Here is a 19,892-nt window from a genome sequence, read left to right on the forward strand (position 1 = left end):
GGAAGTCTCTCCTTAAGGTTTAAACTTTTTTCTCCATGCGGTATACATATGCTAATACTTCAGCAACCGCTTGATAAAATTCTTCTGGAACTACCTCACCAATCTCTACCGAGGCATAAAGTGACCTTGCTAAAGGTCTATTTTCTACAGTGATCACATTATTTGCATTGGCAATCTCACGGATTTTAAATGCAATATGATCTACACCCTTTGCTACAACATAAGGAGCACTTGCTTTTTCTTCATCATATTTAATGGCAATTGCATAATGCGTAGGGTTTGTAATTACTACATCGGCATTAGGAATTTCACTCATCATACGACGCATCGATATCTGTTTTTGTTTTTCTTTTATTTTCGATTTTATCAAAGGGTCACCTTCGATATTTTTATATTCATCCTTAATGTCTTGCTTCGACATTCGGATGTTCTTCTCAAAGTCGTATTTTTGATAAGTATAATCAAATACCGCTAAGAACAGTAAGGCTATCGTTGCTGCAATTCCCATGATTAAAGTTGTCCTTCCGAAAAAGGCAAGTGCGTTCTCCGCATTTTTAAACGCAATCATGAGCATGTCGTCCTTAAATAGCCAAATAACAAAGAATGTGATAAAGCCTATAACAACTATTTTTAAAAATGACTTCAATAATTCTACAAGTGCACGTAATGAAAAAATGCGTTTTGCACCTTGAATGGGATCAATTTTCTTTAAATCGAATTTCAATGGCTCTGTTGTAAATAAAAACCCAATTTGCATTAGATTAGACCCAACACCAGCTACCACCGCTATAATCATTACTGGTCCCACTATTTTAGCGAATTCCAACATAATTTCTTTAAACAGCTGAAAGACGTTTTTTTCGGTAAGTTCCCAATGAATAAACTCAGTAAATGTATGTTGGAAGAGGGCAAGCATATTATCCTTCATAAAACTTCCAAATACCGCCATCATGATTAAAACAAATAGTAGTAAAAAGGCTGTATTTACATCTTGACTTTTTGCTACTCTCCCTTTCTTTCTCTCATCGTTTCGTTTCTTTGGAGTTGCTTTTTCTGTTTTTTCTCCAGCAAAAAATTGGAGATCCAATCGTAATTGCATATTAAGCACCTCCAAATAACATCATTAACCCTTGAATAACTTCAAACATATAACGAAATAGATTTTTTACTAGAACGATATAGAGACTTAAGAAAACTAGAATTGCAACAAAGCTTACTAATATTTTTAATGGTAATCCCACTACAAATACATTTAGTTGGGGTACCGTTCTAGAAATAATTCCTAAGGCAACATCTACTAAGAACAGACAGCCAACAATAGGAACCGCTATTTGGAAAGCTATAAGAAACATACTATTAAATGCCCTTATGACAAACTCTGCAATACTCCCGTTTTCAAACGGAATAAATGCATCTATTGGGATAAACGAATAGCTATTAACAATCCCATCTATTAAAATATGGTGACCATCAACCGATAATAAGAATAATAATGCGATAATATAGAAATATTGTCCTGTTATCGGGCTTTGTGCACCTGTTTGTGGATCCATGACATTTGCAATAGCAAACCCCATTTGAAAATCTATTAATCCACCAGCAACTTGAACAGCTGAAATGATAATATAGCCAATTAGTCCTATTAGAACCCCAACAAGTACCTCTTTTATAATCAAAAATAAATATAATTCATCGAACATAATTCCAGATGGATCAACCGTATAAAAAATGATAAAAGCTAAAAACACACTAATACCAATTCTAAATTGTACTGGAATGGTTCGATAAGAAAATAAAGGCATTGTAACAAAGAACCCTAATACACGGACTAATATAAGTAAAAAGACTGGAAAACTATTTATATTAATTAGCTCTAACATTATTTACCCTACAAACCGATTTAAATTTTGAAATAAATCCGCCGTGAATTCTACCAAGGTGGACAGCATCCAAGGACCGAAAAATAACAATCCAACTAAAACAGCTACAATTTTAGGAATAAAAGCAAGGGTCTGTTCCTGAATTTGTGTAGTTGCTTGGAATATACTAACTAGTAAACCAACAGCAAGTGCCAATATTAATAATGGACCTGTTATGAGAAGTATCGTATAAATGCCTTTTTCTGCTAGAGATAATACAAATTCACTACTCAAATCCATAACCCCTCCTTTCCCCTATTTTAAAGACGTCAGAAACCTGACAATAAAGAGTGCGTAATTAAATACCAACCATCAACCATTACGAATAAAAGTATTTTAAATGGTAATGAAATCATTACAGGTGGTAGCATCATCATCCCCATTGACATAAGAATACTGGCAACCGCCATATCAATGATAAGAAATGGGATAAAAATCATAAAGCCCATTTGAAATGCTGTTTTCAATTCACTAATCGCAAAAGCTGGCACTAAAGCGGTTAGTGGAATATCTTGTATAGTTTCCGGCGCTTCAATTTCGGCATAACTCAAAAAGAGTGCTAAATCTTTCTGCCTTGTATGTTTAGCCATAAAGTTCTTAATGGGCTCACTAGCCCGGTCATATGCTTCATCCAGTGTAATTTCTTCATTAAATAATGGTTGTAACCCTTGTTGATAAACCTCACTAAAAGTAGGTGCCATAATAAAAAACGTTAAAAATAAAGCTAAACCAATTAACACTTGGTTCGGTGGCATTTGCTGTGTCGCCAGTGATGTTCTAACAAATGATAGAACAATAACAATTCTAGTAAAGCTGGTCATTAAGATTAAAATCCCCGGTGCTAAGGAAAATACCGTTAGCAACAGGATTAACCGTATCGATGTTGAAACATTTGTAGGGTCGGAACCAGAAAACATATCGATAAATTCATTCATGGATATCTTCCTTCTCGGTATGCTTATTCACTAATTTTTTTCTATTTTCCTTCAGTTTCTCTAACTCATTAGAGAATAAATTTTTAAAATTTGCGTTCGTATCATTCGTATTCTCATTTGTTTGCTTGTCTTTTCGTTGAAGAAGTGATAGCAAGTTTTCTGGTTTGAAATCAGATTGCTGGTTATAGCTACTTAGAATTTCTTCTTTCATTCCCTCATCTTCTATCTCTTCTAAAAGTTGAACATTCTCCCCTACACCCACAAGGTATACCTTACTTCCAACACGAATAATTTGGATTGATTTGCTAGGACCAACTGCTATTCCACCAAGATTTTCTAAAGCCTTCACCTGATTGAAAAGCTTATTACGTCTGTTTAAGAACTTTAAAACGAAATAAATTAATGCAAGAATGAGAAACAAAGCAAAAACCATTTTAACTAAATCAAAAACTAATGAACCATTATCAGAACTAATACTTTGGTTAGGACTTAAGTTAACGGGGGATTCTTCTTCTGACTCCTGTTTATTCTGATCCTGATTGTCATCATATTGATCAATAACCATATCACCATCAGCAAAAACAGTTAAAGGGGATACTATTAGGAATAGTAATAAACCAAGCAGAATCCCCGCACTACTTTTTATACCCAATTTCCTCACCGTTTCTTAATCCAATGCTTTCTGGATTGCTTCAATTACTCGATCAGCCTGGAATGGTTTCACAATAAAATCCTTTGCTCCGGCTTGGATTGCATCAATAACCATCGCTTGTTGTCCCATAGCAGAGCACATAATAATTTTGGCAGCTGGACTTTGTTCTTTAATTTTTTTCAAAGCCGTAATACCATCCATTTCCGGCATCGTAATATCCATCGTTACTAAATCTGGATTCAGTTCGTTAAAAAGCTCAACCGCTTGAACGCCATCTTGCGCTTCCCCAACTACTTCGAAACCGTTCTTTACTAAAATATCCTTTATCATCATTCGCATAAAAGCTGCGTCATCTACAATTAAAATGCGTTTACTCATGTCAAATTCCTCCTAGAATGATTATTTCAGCTTCATAAGTCGATCAGATTGACTTATGATATCCGTCACTCGAACACCAAAGTTCTCATCAATAACTACTACTTCCCCTTGAGCTATTAATTTTTCATTTACTAAAATATCTACTGGTTCCCCAGCTAATTTGTCTAATTCAATAATAGAACCTGCAGTTAAGTCAAGTATATCCTTTACCGTACGCCTAGTTCTTCCTAGCTCTACTGTTACTTTTAAAGGGATATCAAGTAACATATCTAAATTCCTAGGCTGACTTACCGTTTGGCTTTGCTGTTCAAAAGTCGAGAATTCAGCTTGTTGTACATTCGCCTGGTTTTGATTCATCGAATTACCGATTAATTGTGGCTCCGGTGGCACTTCTCTAGTAAAAGTCGCATTGTTAGCTTGTACTGGTGCTGTTTCCTGATAAATAACGGACTCCTCTATTGCCACAGCTGATTCCGATTGGCTTTCCTGACTATTATTCAATAATTCATCAACTAATTGTTTCGCGAAAGGAACTGGCATTAGCTGCATAATGTTAGAATCTATTAAGCTCCCAACTTGGAGTTGGAAAGAAACTTTTACATACACATCTGCTGTACTGTCATCTTCTGCACCTGGTAATTTTTCTTGCGATATGGACGGTGGTGAAATATCAACACGTTTAGCGAAAACAGTGGACATACTTGTTGCCGCCGCACCCATCATTTGATTCATCGCTTCTTGTACTGCGCTTAAATGAATCTCATTTAACTCTCCAAATGGGCCTAACCCATCTCCGCCAAGCATAATATCAGATATAATGGCAGCATCTTCTTTTTTAATAATTAGTACGTTCTTTCCAGTAAAACCTTCTACATAATTTACTTGAACACTTACATGTTCAAACTGAAATGCCTCTTCTACTTGAGATTTAGGAATTATCGATACCGTTGGTGTCGTAATTTCTACTTTTTGATTTAATAGGGTTGAAAGCGTAGTAGCAGAGCTTCCAAATGAAATGTTTCCAATTTCACCCAGTGTATCAATTTCTATAGATGAGAGATAATCACTCATATCGATCGAGCTTTCAGATGCATCATTTGTTTTTTCTTCGGAGTCATCATCCGCACCAACATTTAATAGAGCATCAATTTCATCCTGGGAAAGCATTCCATCATTCATTTCCTTCAACTCCTTCCTTTATTTCTTCCAACACCTGAACAGATAATTTGTTTTTGTATTTACCAGGCTGTACGTGGAATTTAGGTTCATCATTTATTTTTAGAATTAATGGTTGATCTATTGGTTGTTTTAACGCAATCACATCTTGTGAAGCTAAATCTAAAAATTGCTGGATACTCATCGTTGTCTCACCAAGAATTGCTTTCGCATCAACCGGAACCTTCTCAATATTCTTCGCCAGTTTATCACTAGCCTCTGGATCCCGTTTTTTCGTGGAGGTTTGCATCCAATATTGAACAGATAGCCTTGAGATAATAGGCTCTAAAACAATATGCGGGATACATATATTAATCATGCCACTTACTTCTCCAATAGCCGTATTTAAAGAGACAACGACTACTGTTTCATTGGGTGATACTAGCTGTAAAAACTGAGGATTAATCTCCATATCTTCTAGTTCTGGCTCTATATCAATTAAGGATGCCCATGCTTCCTTTAAACTGACTGTGGCCTTCTCAAATAACTGAGAGATTAATATCGTTTCTATTTCGGTTAGATTATCAATTTTATTGATTGAATCTCCTCTACCGCCTAGTAATCTATCTAACATCCCGTAAGCAATGTTCGGATTAACCTCCATAATAATGCGTCCATCCAATGGCGATACATTATAAAGATTTAATACCGTGACTTTAGGAATAGATCGGATAAATTCCTCATACGGAATTTGGTCAACTGATGCAACGGTAATATTCACGTAGCTCCTCAGTTGTGATGAAAATAAAGTCGTTAATAGCCTTGCGTAATTTTCATGAATTCTTCCGATACTACGAATTTGGTCTTTTGAAAATCGTAGCGCTCGCTTGAAATCATAGACACGAACCTTTTTTTCACTTTCTTCTTTTTTTAGTTCTTCTGCATCCATATCACCTGTTGTTAAAGCTGATAATAGTGCGTCGATTTCATTTTGCGAAAGAACTTCATCTGCCAAAGATACTCACCTCCATATAGGAGTATTTAGTCTACTGTAATATTTTATTGATTGTATAAACATCTTGTATGGTGCCCTCCGTCATGAGTTCATTTAGCTCCAGTTTAAGCGTATCCTCAACCTCGGAAAGGCCTGTTTTAAATTCTTCCTCATCCATTTTCGCTAATTCCTTAATCAGTATGTTTCTAACTTGGAATTCACGCTTGGAGAGCTCTTCTCTTGCATGCTTACCATCTGTTATGATTTGAAATTGAATACGAACAAAGCTACCATCACTAAGGTCAGTTGTAATTTCAGGTGTTTGATAAGAATATTCAACAATCTCATCGATACTTTGTTCTCCATCTTTATCTTTCTTGTCTAGTACATTGAGGACAATTACTGCTCCAACAACACCTACTAAAATAATAATTACTAATGAAATTAGCATCGTTTTAACAAGTTTACTCAATTGAATTTTTCACCTCACTTAGTGAATGTATAATACCAATCCGCTTATAGTAAGCTGTTATACGTTCTGTTACATCTTCTTCTGTCTCTTTTACCACTACTTTTTTTCCATTGATTAACGTAATCGTTGTATCTGGGTATGATTGAATTTGTTCAATCATAAAAGCATTCACTGTAAAAGATTCACCATTTAGTCGTTTCAGTTTTATCATAAATTGGAAGAAGATGTCTGTAGAGGGGAATCCCCCCCTAAGACATCATCCTACCTCCCTATTATCGTTTTAAATTAACGAGCTCTTGTAGGATTTCATCCGATGTTGTAATAATTCTAGTATTTGCTTGGAATCCACGCTGAGCTGTAATCATTTCCGTGAACTCTTCAGCAAGATCAACGTTAGACATTTCTAAAGCACCACTGATAATAGATGCACCGTCTGTCTCTGGAATAATTAGACCAGTATATCCAGCGTTTGTACTATTTAAAAAGAGATTGCTTCCTGCTTTTTCAAGCCCTGCAGGATTTGAGAAATTAGCAAGTACAATTTGACCTGCGACTTGGGGATTTCCATTTTCATCAACAAAGTTAACCGTTCCATCCTTCTGTACACTAAAGCTTTGTGCATTCTCCGGAAGACTAATTGGACCTGTAACATTATAATCAATTCCAGATACTTCAACTAGACTTCCTGTTACAGTTTGACCACCTATGGATTCTGGTAATTCCACTGTGATTTCACCATTGAGATCTGTGGTAACAATAACGTCTCCCCAATTTGTTGTGTACGTTTCAATTGTTTCTCCATCCTCGCCTAGCCCAACTTCAGGAGTAACATTATCAAATACATTCCCTTGAGAGTCTGAGTTCACGAGCGTTATAGAAGTTACTCCATTAATAGTAGAAATTTCAACATAGTTACCTTGCTCATCTTCTGCAGTAAGTCCTTCTCCCTCAATTCTTCCATATCCCATTAGATACATACCTTGTGGATTTACAATGTACCCATCTTGGTCAAGGTAGAAATTACCGGCTCTAGTATAATAAGTTGCAGCACCATCCTGTACAACAAACATTCCATCTCCTTCTAAAGCAAAATCTAGTGGATTATTTGTTGTTTGACGGAAACCTTGGGTATGAATATTATCGATAGAACCTAATTGCGCCCCCAAACCAACTTGTGCTGGGTTAATTCCACCTCGAGTAGCAGTTGGACCTTGTGCACCAGATGTCATCTGACTCATCATATCTTGAAAGGTTACACGACCTTTCTTAAAGCCTGATGTGTTAACATTGGCAATGTTATTCCCAATTACATCTAATTTTGTTTGAAAATTTTTCATTCCAGAAATACCAGCATACATTGAACGTAACATTTTCATACTCCCCTTTTTCGGTTTAATTGAAGCTGTATCAATCAGTCAACAGCTTTTGGCTTCCCATAAGGGTCCAGCCTAGTCGTTTATAAGAATGGTTCCATTAATATTAGTAAATATTCGATTAGAGGCTTCATCCAAATTCATTGCTGTCACTACTGTGTTGTTTTTCGCACTAACTAAGAGGGCTGTATTATTCATCACAACAAGGGAATCTGTAACTCCCTTTGCTCTTGCTTCGGTAACTTTTTCATTAATGATTTTCCATTGTGTATCATTTAAATGAATATTTCTTTCTTGCAATCTATCACTAGCATGCTTGCTGACTTTTAGCTCTTGTTGTTCTTTAAGAATCGACTTGAAAGACAGTCCTTGATCATTCGTTTTACTCTTTGCTATTGTCGGAAATTGTAACGCCTGTTGACTAGGAATTTGATGAATTCGGTGATCCATAATCTTCACTTCCTTTATTCAGACCCGACCTTATCCTTTTCATTATCTACTTGCTCATTAGTTGAGTCTTCATCGGTGTTCTGCTCTGTTTCTTTTATTCCTAAAATAAATTCTGCAAACACCTTGTCCCCGTTAGCTAATTGAAGAACTGCATAACCTTCTTCTAGACCGACTGCAACAACCTCACTAGATTGAAGTGGTAGCCATTTGTCTGCTTCTTGGTCATAATTCCGATAAGAGACTGTTTTCCCGATTAAATGACTATGCTGAACAATAGGGTTAAATTGTTGACTCTGAACTAATTGATTAATAGCAGTTGCCATATTCATGGTTTGTTCTAATGCTGAAAATTGAGCAAGTTGTGAAATAAACTCCCGGTCATCCATTGGATTCGTTGGGTCTTGATTTTGTAATTGTGCCATTAGTATTTTTAAAAAATCATCTTTTCCAAGATTATTATCTGGAGCCTCTCTTGTTGTCGATTGATTTTTTAAATATAGAGAAGGATCTATTGTTGGCATGCTATTCACCTACACTTCCATATTTCGAATCAATTCATCTAACCTTGCTTCAAAGTCATCTCCACTGTGATTACTTTCTTGCTGGTGATCCATATCATCTGATTGGTCTTGATGTTGACCTTGTAAAGATTGTTCATCTCCCTGCTTTGTTTGTGCTTGTCCTTGTCCAGCTCCTACATCCTGTCGTTCAATCACGACTTGCTGTGGGGAAAACATATGCTTCAATTGATTAATATTGGACTCGAGCATATCTTTAGCAGCCTGAGTACTTACTACAATCTTAACTGTCATTTCACCATTCATTTCAGTTAAACGAATCATCATTTCTCCAAGATTTTCAGGCCTTAGGGAAATGGAAAGTTGATTCATCCCATTTGGCATCGATAAGAATTTACTTGTTTTTAAAACCTGATGAAATTGCTCCATCAATTGTTGTTCTACTACTTGTCCACTCGCGTTTTGATTAACGAAAATGACATATTGTTCTAGCTTAGGTACATACGTATGACTTGAAAAGCTAGTGTTCTGACTTGGCATTACGTTTTCTGAGCCCTGTTGATTATGTAGTGCATTTTCTAGCCATCTCACAACATCTTTTGTCGTAACTTGTGCATCGTTTTGATATTGGAGTTTATTGGAAAACGTAGCACGGTTTTGATATGCCATAACTAATTCTTTCCATAATTGGTTTTCTTTCGTGCCAGTCAGTTCTATCGATTTCGCTTGTTTTTCAAGATTGCTTAAGTCTTTTTCTAGTGAAGTCCATTGCTTTAGCAAATCCAATAATTTTGGAGCTATCCTTTTAAACTCTTCCTCAGAAGAAGCATCTCGAACTAAGCTTTCAAACTTAGTAAATACTTCGACTAACTTTTGTTGTACAACAACCAGCGCCGACTCATCCAATTGTTCTATCTCATCGATTACTTGCTCATCCTTATTAACGGATTCTACTTCCATTGGAATTAGAATATTAGGATGATAGCCAATAAGACGAAGACGTAGCTGTTCCAAATCAAGTGGTTCCATTACGGTCCCCGTTGATACAGTAAGATCTTGTGTTGTTGTTATGTCACTTAACTCATTATCTTCTATATCCATTCCTTCTAGTAATGCTTCTAACGTTATTGTTTCTTTACCGGCCGATTTTGTCTCCAGAGATGAGTCATTCTTCATCATGTTTCCTTGTTGTTGTAATAACATAGTAAACAATGAAGATGTATTCGCCTGTTTGTCATGAGGAGTTGAATTGTCCAATACATGACGTAGTGTCTGTGATACCATGTTAATCGCATTCACATCTTTCACCCCCTTTCAAAACAAGTGCGCTTATTGATCAATAAAAAGTTTCGTAATAGCTGCAGCTGAGTCTGGATTCATATTTTCCAAAATAGCTCCACGATCTTTATTAGACATCTCACTTAATATAGTAAAAGCCGATTCCCGGTCTAGTTGTTCTAGTATGATTGCAGCTTGTTCACTTCTCATTTCTTTGAAAGAGCTCGACATTTGCTTAATAGATTTACTAGAATCCTCTTCTGTTGTCTGCTTAGCTGCATCCAAATCCCTCTGCAATTTAGTAATGGTAAGCTCTAATTGCTCTATGGAGCTTTCTAAAGTTGCTTTTTCCTGGTTCAATTGTTCAATTTCTTCATCTTTAGAAGCAATCGTTGCCTGATAGTTTTCTTCTTCCTTTTTTTCCGCAACTTTTTCATCTGTTGGAATCATGGACGATATTACAGGGATATTACTTCCTGTATTTTTCGCCCAATCTATTACGTTTACCCCAGCTAGCGATAATACAATTACTGTTAGCGTAATAGCGATAATAACAGGTATAACGATGGCAAATAGGAACCATAAGATAGGATTCATTTTTTCTTTTTCTTTAACTACTTTTTGCTCTACCATTTCTATCACCTATTTTTTGTGACTAAGATATTGTTGAATAGATATTTCATTCATAAACGATTCTTCCGCTTGTTTTAATTGTGTCAATGATTCGTTTCTGCGAAATTCAATAATCTTCTCAAATTTCTTCGTTTCTACATGGGCCTCAGATAGTAGTGCCTGCTTAGACTCCATGTTATGCCTTGCTCGCTGAACCTGAACTTGTAACGCTTGAATATTTTTTTCTAATCTAGCAATGTAAGCCAGTTGATCTTGAATGAAATCAATATGCATATTAGAGCTTAATGACTCTTCATAAACCGCCTCGGCTGCCTCTTTTTTTTGTAGTAGCTTAAATAGTTTCGTTCCTATTTCTTCGAAAGCATCAACAGACTTATGATAAGCAAGCTGGGCATCTTTCTTTTCCTTTTCGCGTATATCCAATATTTTGGATAAGACTTGCGTCCCTGCCATGATCAATTACCTCCATTAAGCACCATTCTCAAGTTTTCAATTGTTTCTTCTAACGACAATTTTTCATAGACACCTTGTTTTAAGAATGTCATGATCTTTGGATAATATAGAATCGCTCGATCGATTTCATGATCCGTGCCTCGTTTATAGGCACCAATCTGTATCAAATCTTTATTGTCTTCATACTTTGCTATTAGCGCCCGTGCCCTTTGTGCTAATTCTTGATGATCAGAGGAAACAATTTGATTCATAACCCTACTAATGGATTTTAATATGTTGATTGCAGGATACTGTCCTTGTTCTGCTAGCTTACGATCCATGACAAAGTGTCCATCTAAAATACCTCGAACTGTATCTGCAATTGGTTCATTCATATCATCACCATCTACTAGCACGGTATAAAAAGCAGTTATTGCGCCATTTTTATCAGTACCTGTTCGTTCTAATAGCTTTGGTAAAATAGAGAAAACCGATGGCGTATACCCTTTCGTTGTTGGCGGTTCTCCTGTAGCCAATCCAACTTCCCTTTGTGCCATAGCTACACGAGTTACAGAGTCCATCATAAGGTTTACGTTATAGCCTAATTCACGGAAATACTCTGCTATCGCGGTTGCAGTATATGCTCCTTTAATCCGCATTAAAGCAGGTTGATCGGATGTCGCTACAACAACAATCGATTTATGTAACCCTTCTTGACCAAGGTCTTTTTCAATAAATTCTCTTACCTCTCGCCCACGCTCCCCAATAAGTGCAATGACATTTATATCTGCTTTACTATTTCTAGCAATCATACCAAGTAGTGTACTTTTCCCTACACCACTACCAGCAAATAATCCTATTCGTTGACCTCTACCTACAGTTAGCATAGAATCAATCGCCTTCACACCAACCTGAATGGGTTCTTTTATTGTTGGTCGAGACATTGGATTTGGTGGTGCCTGTTCTGTTAAATAATTGGATAAACCTTTTGGCAGTTCTGAACCATCTAATGGTCTCCCTAATGAATCAATGACATTTCCTATTAAACTTCTGCCTATTTTTACAGTTAGTGGTTTTCCAGTAGACTCTACTAAACACCCTGGTCCAATCTCCGAAACTTCGTTGTAAGGCATAAGTATAATATTCTCATTATTAAATCCTACAACCTCCGCAAGTACTGGCTTTTTACCTTTGTTTAAACCCGGATGAATATAACATACTTCTCCTATATTCGCTGCAGGTCCCACAGATTCTATCATAATTCCTACTACTCGTTGGACCTTCCCGAAACGTTTATATACATCAGCTTCTGCAATCCTATTAAGGTAATTTTCTATATTCATGCTTTTTGCTCCAGTAGTACTTCCTGTAAAATTTCGTAAATTTTACTTAATTGTGTATGAATGCTCGCATCAATTTTCCCAAATGGATGTTCTATCATACAGCTCCCAACTTCTAATGCTTCGTTAATATAAATAGAAAGGACCGCTTTTGACTCTAATATTTTTTCTAACTCATTTTTTTGAGAAAGGATATACTCATAATTCTCTGGATGTAAATAGATGGTTACTTCACGCTGATCTTTAATCGTCGAAATAGCATCTTTTACAATCGGTAAAAACAACTCTGGTTCCTTGTCGATTTCTTGCTTGATTATCTTTTGGGCGACATGTACGGCAAGTGTTAGAATCGTTTCTTCACTTTTTTCCACGGTTGACTGATAATCCAGCTTGGAAGCTTCGATAATACCATTGGCTTGATCAATAAGGTGGTGATATTGCTCAAGGCTCTCCACCTTACCTTGTTCAAAGCCAGCTTGAAATCCTTCTTGTCTAGCTTGCTCCATTAATTCTAGTTTTTCCTGTTGCCAAGCTTCTTTTGCTGACTGAATTTCATGCTCTGTATTTGCAATTAAATCTTCTCGTTGTTTTTTTACTAATTCTAATTCATCTTGAGCCACTTTTAATTGATCTAGCTCGGATTGCAATTGCTCTTCAGAACTAATTACTATTTGTTCTGATAGCTTTTTTTGAATAGGAATAATTTGAATTGTTTTTTTGGAACTTGGTTGAGTATTAGACAATGATATCGTCTCCTCCACCGCGTGCTATAACAATCTCACCAATATCTTCTAGTCTTCTAATGATGGCAACTATACGTGTTTGCGCTTCTTCTACATCACGTAATCGAACAGGACCCATAAATTCCATTTCTTCTTTAAATGTCTCTGCCATACGTTGTGACATATTTTTAAAGACAATATCTTTCACTTCATCACTAGAAACTTTCAGTGCAAGGCGTAAATCTTCGTTTTCCACTTCTCTAATAACTCGCTGAATTGCACGGTTATCAAGGATAACAATATCTTCGAATACAAACATACGCTTCTTAATCTCATCAGCAAGTTCAGGGTCTTGAATTTCTAACGCATCCAAAATAGTTCTTTCTGTACTTCTATCTACTCCATTTAATACTTCCACCACAGACTGGATACCACCAGTTTGTGTATAATCCTCTGTAAACGAAGAAGAAATATTTCGTTCTAACACTTCTTCTACTTGACTAATTATATCTGGAGAAGTAGAATCCATTGTCGCTATACGTCGTGCAATATCTGCTTGCATTTCCTGTGGCAATGCAGATAGTATTTGTCCTGCTTGCTCCGGATCTAAATAAGATAACACTAATGCAATAGTTTGTGGGTGTTCATTTTGAATAAAATTCAATACTTGTTGTGGATCCGCTTTTCTCGCAAAATCAAATGGCCTTACTTGTAATGAAGAAGTTAATCGGTTGATTATATTGCTCGCCTCTTGCTCACCAAAGGCTTTCTCTAACACTGTTTTGGCATATCCGATACCGCCTTGTGAGATATAATCCTGTGCCAGTACTATTTGGTGAAATTGTTCAAGTACTTCCTCTTTCATGTTCGTATCAACTTTTTTCACAGATGATATTTCAAGACTTAGTCTCTCAATCTCTTCCTCTGTTAGATATTTATACACTTGGGCGGATACATCTGGTCCGAGAGAGATTAAGAGAATTGCTGCTTTTTGTTTTCCAGTTAGTGGCGATTGTTGTCTAGCCATCTTTCATACCTCCTAATCTTCTCCTATCCATCCACGTAATAGCTTCGCAAACTCTTCTGGTTTGTCTTTCGCCATTTTTTCTAATTGTTTTCTACGTTGAATTGTTTCTGTTGCTTCTTCCACTTCTAAATCTGGAACAGTATTAACAGACTCCACTGCAATTGCTTCCTCACGATTCTCCTCCGTTACTTCGTTGGACTTTCGCTTAAATAATAGAATAATTAAGATAATAATGATTATAAGCAATACTCCACCTACTACATACATCCAGACTGGAATCTTAAATCCAGGATCAATTGTTGGAGTATTCATGCCACTAAATTCTTGGAACACGATTGACGTTCTAGGATTATTGGGATTATCAGCTAGATCATCCGTTTGAAATCCTGGATCAATCGATGTTGCGATAATCGAATTTAAAATATCATTGATACTATTTCTAACTTCATCTTCTTGTGCTGCGTTTAATCTATTACCTTCATAATCTAGTCTGTCCACCGCAACTTGTATCCCTAAGTCACGGACCTTATAAGGACTTTCGATAATTTCTTTTTGAATTCGGTTGAATTCATTATTAACTGTTTCCTTAATATATTCATATTCTCCATCATCACCAGCATTAGCACCTTGATATCCTGGAATGTCTTCATCGCCAGTACCTTGAACTCCTCCAACTTGATTTGCTCCAGCACCAGAATACGTTTCACGAATCGTTTCGATACTAACTGGTAAACCTTCCATATTCTCAGGATCTGCTGGCTCCACAATCTCCTCCACTCGGTTTTCCTGTGTGAAATCAATATCTGCAGTTACAGAAACGATGACATTGTCCATTCCAACCATCGTGCCAAGCATTTGCTGTAATCTTCTTTGAATATCCCTTTCGATGTCACGCTTTACCGTTTGTTGATATGTATAGGCATCTTGGAATCCATTACTATTTTCGTTATTCATGTCGTAAAACTCGGAATATTGATTCATAATGCTGATATTTTCAGGTTGTAAATTCGGTACTGCTTTAGACACTAACTGATATAGTGCTTTGATCTGATTACCCTCAAACTGATACCCCGGTTCAGTTTCTATTATGATGGCAGCTTCTGTTGGTTGTGTCTGCTCACTAACAAAAATAGGTTCCTTAGGCATGGTAATCATTACAGTAGCATTATTGATCCCTTGAATTCTTGTAATCAAATTCGCTAACTCCGTTTGCATCGCATCTAAGTGCATCACATTAAATTCGTTATCTGTTATCCCCCATGAAGCATTTTCACTAAAGAAGGAGTAATCAATATTGCCACTATTAGGAATCCCTTGCCCCGCTAAGTCTACTAACAGACTATCGGCTTGCTCTTTTGGAACAGAAACAGTAGTACCGCCATCGGCTAATTCATACGGAACTCCTCTAGTATCTAATTCCGTTTTAATTTGCCCAACTTCTTGTAATGATAAGTTTTTATACAATGGCACGTAATCTGATTTCGTCGCAAATAATGAAATAACTGCTATTAAAGCAATCACAGCAAGCGAAGAACCAATTATTAAACTTTTTTGACCTTTTGACCGGCTTGACCAAAAAGTTGTTGCCGTTTCTTTTAATTTCATTATTTTATCGTTGTTCATGTACTCCCCCGCCAAATTCGAAAACAAATTAATAACCAAAACCTTCATAATAAGTCAAGTTATTAATTTTATATTTTTGTTAAAAGACCATTAAGTTAATCCGATATACATTAATAGAACACCTTTTATACTTGCATTCTCATTATCTCGGTGTATGCATCAATTGCCTTACGTTGAATTTCAACTGTAGCTTGCAGTGTTACACTCGCTTTTTGTGCAGTAATCATAACATCATGTAAATCATTGATTTGTCCCATAGCAAGTGCCTCTGTCTTTTTGTCAGATTCTACTTGTAATTCATTAACATTTTGAATCGAGTTCTTTAACAAGTTAGCGAAGTTCGCTTGTGCTTCACCAGGTGTCATAGATTGTTTACCATTCGCTATGTTCATTGTTGAATTATGTAATCCGTTAATCGATAAACTCATTATTATTCTCCTTATTTACCAATTTCTAAAGCTTTCATCAACATACTTTTACTAGCATTTAGTGCCGTTATATTGGCCTCATATGATCTTGTCGCACTCATTAAATCAACCATTTCTTTAAGTGGATCAACATTCGGCATTTGTACATAACCAGCTTCATTAGCATCTGGATGTGTTGGATTGTAAACTAATTTAAATGGCTCTTCATCCTCTACAATACCAGTGACTTTCACACCACTCGCAGGATTATTGGAGGTATTATTCGTTGCCTTATTTAAAAAAGTACGAAAATTACGGTCAGAAGGCTCTACCTCTACCATCTTTCTACGATATGGTTCTACCTCACCATTTTCATTTACTGTTGCTCTTGTCGTATTTGCATTTGCGATATTGGATGATATGACATCCATTCTTAAGCGTTGTGCTGTTAGTGCACTTGCACTAGCATTCATGGCGTTAAAGATAGACATGGATTACCTACCTCCCTTAATTACGGTTTGTAAACTATTAAACTTGCCGTTAATTCTGTCTACTAGACTTTGGTAATAAATTTGATTTTCTGCTAATTCAGCCATCTCTTTATCAATATCCACGTTATTTCCGTTATGGTTATAGAACGTGTTATTTCGTTGAACAATTTTATAAGACAAATGTTGTTCGTGTTCAAACGGTAAATGTTTGGGGTTTGTTCGCTTAGCTGTTAACGTATTGGAAAGTTCACCTTGAAGTACATCTTTAAAGACCACTTCCTTGGACTTATAGTTTGGAGTATCTACATTCGCAATATTGGAAGCTATTGTCTGATTTTTAATCGAAGCGTAGTTAAGTGATTGTTGTAACGTGTTAATTGTTCCACTAAACAAATCCATCATTGCAACCTCCTTATGTTTACTATTTTTTAAAGACCGACACAAATAATCGTTTCTCTACGAACATTGTAATTTATATGCGATACAAAGTCTATCAAAATTCGACAGTTTTCTGGTCTTATAAGCAAAACAGGAGTGTAATACTAGGTATATTTAACTATAAAATACGTTAATAATTATGGCACCGCTTTCCTAAATAGGGCAATTCTATTGTTGAAAAATGTAAAAATCTCACCCTAATTATACTAAAGACTTAGTACTTAATGTCTATGTGAATGTGAAATTATTGGTAAATATGTGGTGTTTAACCTTATTTTCATCGAAGGATTATTAGAAGATAAATGTATAACGACGCCAGGATAGAAGATGTATTTCCTTAATTGTCAACTGCTCAAGTTCTAAATAAAAAAAGAGCTACCTTAGTGGTCTATCCCAAAAGTTAGAGTAGAAAACTAACTTTTGGGGGTAACCACCCAGGAGCTCTTTTTAGTTATTTATCTAGAACGTAATTTTTCTAATTCAACTAGGAACTTATCATTTAGTACTTTAATATAAGTACCTTTCATACCTAATGAGCGTGATTCAATTACACCAGCACTTTCAAGCTTTCTTAATGCGTTAACAATAACAGATCTTGTAATTCCTACGCGATCAGCAATTTTACTTGCTACTAAAAGCCCTTCATTACCGTTAAGCTCTTCGAAGATATGATCAATAGCTTCTAGTTCACTATAAGAAAGTGAGCTTATTGCCATTTGTACCACTGCTTTACTTCTAGCTTCCATTTCAATTTCTTCTGTCTTCTCATGAAGAATTTCCATTCCAACAACAGTTGCACCATATTCAGCTAATAATAGGTCATCATTGTTAAATGATTCTTTTAATCTACCGATGACTAATGTTCCAAGACGTTCTCCACCACCAATAATCGGTACAATTGTCGTTAAGCCATCCTTGAATAAATCTCTGTTCTCAACTGGAAATACGGTGTACTGACTATTAATATCTAGGTTAGCAGTTGTTTCATGAATATGGAATAATCCTTCTGTATATTCTTCTGGGAATTGTCTTTCCTCAAGCATTTGTTTCATTCGCTCATTTTCAATTTCTTGATTGATGGCATATCCTAATAATTTCCCTCTTCTACTTAGGATGAACACATTCCCCTTAATTACCTCTGTTAGTGATACTGCCATGTCGTTAAAGTTTACTGATTTACCTGTTGCTTTTTGTAACATCGAGTTAATTTTTCTTGCGCGGTCTAATAGTTCCATGATAGTGATTCCTCCATTTTATTTATTATAGTATAAATTGACTTAAGTCTTTATTTTTAACAATTGTGCTCAGTTTTTTATCGACGTACTCTGGGGTTATTTCAACCGTGTCCATCGAAACGTCAGGTGCCTCAAAGGATAAATCCTCTAGTAGCTTCTCTAGTATGGTATGAAGTCTTCTAGCACCAATATTATCTGTATCTTGATTTACTTGATAGGCAATTTCTGCAATTCTATTTACAGCTTTGTCTGTAAATACTACATTTATACCTTCTGTTTTTAATAGAGCTTGATACTGTTTGAGTAAAGCATTCGAAGGTTCATTTAGTATTCGAACAAAGTCTTCTACAGAAAGCTTCTCTAATTCTACTCGAATCGGAAATCTACCTTGCAGTTCCGGAATCAAATCAGATGGTTTAGCCATGTGAAAAGCTCCAGCAGCTATAAATAGCATATGATCTGTTTTAACCGGGCCATGCTTCGTTACGACAGTAGAACCTTCGACTATCGGAAGGATGTCTCGCTGTACTCCCTCTCGTGATACATTCGGAGAGTTATCTAGTTTTCCAGCAACTTTATCAATCTCATCAATAAAAATAATGCCAGACTGTTCCGCCTTTTGTATCGCTTCTTGTGAAACTTCTTCCATATCAACAAGTTTTTGAGCTTCCTGTTGGATGAGAACTTTTCTTGCTTCCGAAACCGGAAGCTTTCGTTTTTTCTTCTTCTTTGGCATAAATTGCCCAAGCGCATCTTGCATGTTCATACCCATTTGTTCCATTCCTGAACCTTGTAATAGATCAAACATGGAAGGTGGAATTTCTTCCATTTCAATAGTAACAATATGGTCTTCTAGTTCCCCCATGGCAAGTTGATGTGCCACTCTACTGCGTTTATTCTTAATCTCTTCATCCTTATCACTCTCATCTGAATCCTCTTGAGTGCCTTGATTAGAAAATAGCATTTCAAATGGATTGGAGATAGTGGATTGTTTCTTAACTTGAGGCACTAATAATTTTACTAGTTTTTTATTTGCCTCTTCTTTTGCCTTATCCATGACTCCGTTCATCTTTTCTTCCTTTACCATTCGTAAAGACATTTCGACTAAATCTCGGACCATGGATTCAACATCTCTTCCTACATATCCAACTTCGGTAAACTTAGTTGCTTCAACTTTCACAAATGGGGCACCAACTAATTTCGCAAGACGTCTAGCAATTTCTGTCTTCCCAACCCCAGTAGGACCAATCATTAAAATGTTTTTAGGGACTATTTCTTCTTTGAGTTTTTCATCTAATAAGGTTCTGCGATATCGATTTCTTAGGGCAACTGCAACAGATTTCTTGGCACTTTGTTGTCCAATAATATAATTATCCAGTTGATTTACGATCTGTCTTGGAGTATAGTTCATCTCCATTAT

25 protein-coding genes are annotated in these 19,892 nt (G+C 36.1%); all 25 read right to left on the reverse strand.

From position 1 onward, the window contains the following. Positions 1-19 precede the first annotated feature (19 nt). The 25 genes from flhB to hslU all read right to left on the reverse strand — a co-directional run bounded on the left by flhB (position 20) and on the right by hslU (position 19,889). Complete coding sequence (gene flhB / locus AAIB49_RS00695) at positions 20-1,099, reverse strand: flagellar biosynthesis protein FlhB (protein WP_339215298.1); 1,080 nt, start codon at positions 1,097-1,099, stop codon at positions 20-22. Position 1,100: 1 nt separating this feature from the next. Next, the gene (gene fliR, locus AAIB49_RS00700) at positions 1,101-1,880 is read right to left on the reverse strand and encodes a flagellar biosynthetic protein FliR (RefSeq protein ID WP_343456924.1); all 780 of its coding nucleotides are present in this window, start codon (positions 1,878-1,880) and stop codon (positions 1,101-1,103) included. Between the two features lie 3 nt (positions 1,881-1,883). After that, positions 1,884-2,153 carry a flagellar biosynthesis protein FliQ gene (fliQ, locus tag AAIB49_RS00705; RefSeq protein ID WP_339215302.1) on the reverse strand — a complete coding sequence of 90 codons (270 nt, stop codon included), beginning with the start codon at positions 2,151-2,153 and terminating at the stop codon, positions 1,884-1,886. Between the two features lie 35 nt (positions 2,154-2,188). Continuing rightward, positions 2,189-2,854, reverse strand: coding sequence for a flagellar type III secretion system pore protein FliP (gene fliP / locus AAIB49_RS00710; protein ID WP_186868684.1), 666 nt, complete (start codon positions 2,852-2,854; stop codon positions 2,189-2,191). Continuing rightward, positions 2,847-3,515: a flagellar biosynthetic protein FliO gene (locus AAIB49_RS00715; protein ID WP_339215304.1), complete on the reverse strand. Its 669-nt coding sequence runs from the start codon at positions 3,513-3,515 to the stop codon at positions 2,847-2,849. Before AAIB49_RS00715 ends, fliP begins: the two co-directional genes overlap by 8 nt. Before the next feature lie 6 nt (positions 3,516-3,521). After that, positions 3,522-3,884 carry a response regulator gene (locus AAIB49_RS00720; RefSeq protein WP_339215306.1) on the reverse strand — a complete coding sequence of 121 codons (363 nt, stop codon included), beginning with the start codon at positions 3,882-3,884 and terminating at the stop codon, positions 3,522-3,524. A 21-nt stretch (positions 3,885-3,905) separates the two neighbouring features. Further along, positions 3,906-5,063 carry a flagellar motor switch phosphatase FliY gene (gene fliY, locus AAIB49_RS00725; RefSeq protein WP_343456925.1) on the reverse strand — a complete coding sequence of 386 codons (1,158 nt, stop codon included), beginning with the start codon at positions 5,061-5,063 and terminating at the stop codon, positions 3,906-3,908. Next, positions 5,056-6,054, reverse strand: coding sequence for a flagellar motor switch protein FliM (gene fliM / locus AAIB49_RS00730; RefSeq protein WP_339215309.1), 999 nt, complete (start codon positions 6,052-6,054; stop codon positions 5,056-5,058). The genes fliY and fliM overlap by 8 nt, the downstream gene beginning before the upstream one ends. A 31-nt stretch (positions 6,055-6,085) precedes the next feature. Then, entirely contained in the window at positions 6,086-6,505 is a 420-nt protein-coding gene (gene fliL / locus AAIB49_RS00735; protein WP_339215310.1) for a flagellar basal body-associated protein FliL, read from the reverse strand. Then, the gene (locus AAIB49_RS00740) at positions 6,498-6,716 is read right to left on the reverse strand and encodes a flagellar FlbD family protein (RefSeq protein ID WP_186868679.1); all 219 of its coding nucleotides are present in this window, start codon (positions 6,714-6,716) and stop codon (positions 6,498-6,500) included. Before AAIB49_RS00740 ends, fliL begins: the two co-directional genes overlap by 8 nt. A 61-nt stretch (positions 6,717-6,777) precedes the next feature. Continuing rightward, the gene (locus AAIB49_RS00745) at positions 6,778-7,875 is read right to left on the reverse strand and encodes a flagellar hook-basal body complex protein (RefSeq protein WP_343456928.1); all 1,098 of its coding nucleotides are present in this window, start codon (positions 7,873-7,875) and stop codon (positions 6,778-6,780) included. Between the two features lie 78 nt (positions 7,876-7,953). Beyond that, complete coding sequence (locus AAIB49_RS00750) at positions 7,954-8,328, reverse strand: TIGR02530 family flagellar biosynthesis protein (protein WP_343456929.1); 375 nt, start codon at positions 8,326-8,328, stop codon at positions 7,954-7,956. A gap of 14 nt (positions 8,329-8,342) precedes the next feature. Next, positions 8,343-8,849 (reverse strand): flagellar hook assembly protein FlgD, encoded by a 507-nt coding sequence (flgD, locus tag AAIB49_RS00755; protein WP_343456930.1) that lies wholly within the window; start codon positions 8,847-8,849, stop codon positions 8,343-8,345. A 9-nt stretch (positions 8,850-8,858) separates the two neighbouring features. Continuing rightward, on the reverse strand, positions 8,859-10,145 hold the full coding sequence (locus AAIB49_RS00760) for a flagellar hook-length control protein FliK (protein WP_343456932.1): 1,287 nt from the start codon (positions 10,143-10,145) through the stop codon (positions 8,859-8,861). A 30-nt stretch (positions 10,146-10,175) separates the two neighbouring features. Continuing rightward, a complete protein-coding gene (locus tag AAIB49_RS00765) occupies positions 10,176-10,757 on the reverse strand; it encodes a MotE family protein (protein ID WP_343456933.1) in 582 nt (193 codons plus the stop codon). 9 nt (positions 10,758-10,766) lie between these two features. After that, entirely contained in the window at positions 10,767-11,210 is a 444-nt protein-coding gene (fliJ, locus tag AAIB49_RS00770) for a flagellar export protein FliJ (RefSeq protein ID WP_339215321.1), read from the reverse strand. A gap of 2 nt (positions 11,211-11,212) precedes the next feature. Continuing rightward, positions 11,213-12,532, reverse strand: coding sequence for a flagellar protein export ATPase FliI (gene fliI, locus AAIB49_RS00775; RefSeq protein ID WP_339215323.1), 1,320 nt, complete (start codon positions 12,530-12,532; stop codon positions 11,213-11,215). After that, positions 12,529-13,272, reverse strand: a complete 744-nt coding sequence (gene fliH, locus AAIB49_RS00780; protein WP_343456934.1) for a flagellar assembly protein FliH — start codon at positions 13,270-13,272, stop codon at positions 12,529-12,531. Before fliH ends, fliI begins: the two co-directional genes overlap by 4 nt. Then, entirely contained in the window at positions 13,265-14,278 is a 1,014-nt protein-coding gene (gene fliG, locus AAIB49_RS00785; RefSeq protein WP_339215326.1) for a flagellar motor switch protein FliG, read from the reverse strand. Before fliG ends, fliH begins: the two co-directional genes overlap by 8 nt. Positions 14,279-14,290: 12 nt before the next feature. Beyond that, positions 14,291-15,901 carry a flagellar basal-body MS-ring/collar protein FliF gene (gene fliF / locus AAIB49_RS00790; RefSeq protein ID WP_339215328.1) on the reverse strand — a complete coding sequence of 537 codons (1,611 nt, stop codon included), beginning with the start codon at positions 15,899-15,901 and terminating at the stop codon, positions 14,291-14,293. A gap of 125 nt (positions 15,902-16,026) precedes the next feature. Next, positions 16,027-16,293, reverse strand: a complete 267-nt coding sequence (gene fliE, locus AAIB49_RS00795) for a flagellar hook-basal body complex protein FliE (protein ID WP_481857826.1) — start codon at positions 16,291-16,293, stop codon at positions 16,027-16,029. A gap of 47 nt (positions 16,294-16,340) precedes the next feature. Then, positions 16,341-16,799: a flagellar basal body rod protein FlgC gene (flgC, locus tag AAIB49_RS00800; RefSeq protein WP_343456935.1), complete on the reverse strand. Its 459-nt coding sequence runs from the start codon at positions 16,797-16,799 to the stop codon at positions 16,341-16,343. Positions 16,800-16,802: 3 nt separating this feature from the next. Continuing rightward, positions 16,803-17,198, reverse strand: a complete 396-nt coding sequence (flgB, locus tag AAIB49_RS00805; RefSeq protein ID WP_343456936.1) for a flagellar basal body rod protein FlgB — start codon at positions 17,196-17,198, stop codon at positions 16,803-16,805. A gap of 494 nt (positions 17,199-17,692) precedes the next feature. Further along, entirely contained in the window at positions 17,693-18,472 is a 780-nt protein-coding gene (codY, locus tag AAIB49_RS00810) for a GTP-sensing pleiotropic transcriptional regulator CodY (RefSeq protein WP_339215335.1), read from the reverse strand. A gap of 25 nt (positions 18,473-18,497) precedes the next feature. After that, positions 18,498-19,889 (reverse strand): HslU--HslV peptidase ATPase subunit, encoded by a 1,392-nt coding sequence (gene hslU / locus AAIB49_RS00815; protein ID WP_343456937.1) that lies wholly within the window; start codon positions 19,887-19,889, stop codon positions 18,498-18,500. Positions 19,890-19,892 lie beyond the last annotated feature (3 nt).

Origin of the sequence: Ornithinibacillus proteolyticus (genome assembly GCF_039581225.1) — a bacterium.
Lineage (GTDB): Bacteria > Bacillota > Bacilli > Bacillales > Amphibacillaceae > Ornithinibacillus > Ornithinibacillus massiliensis.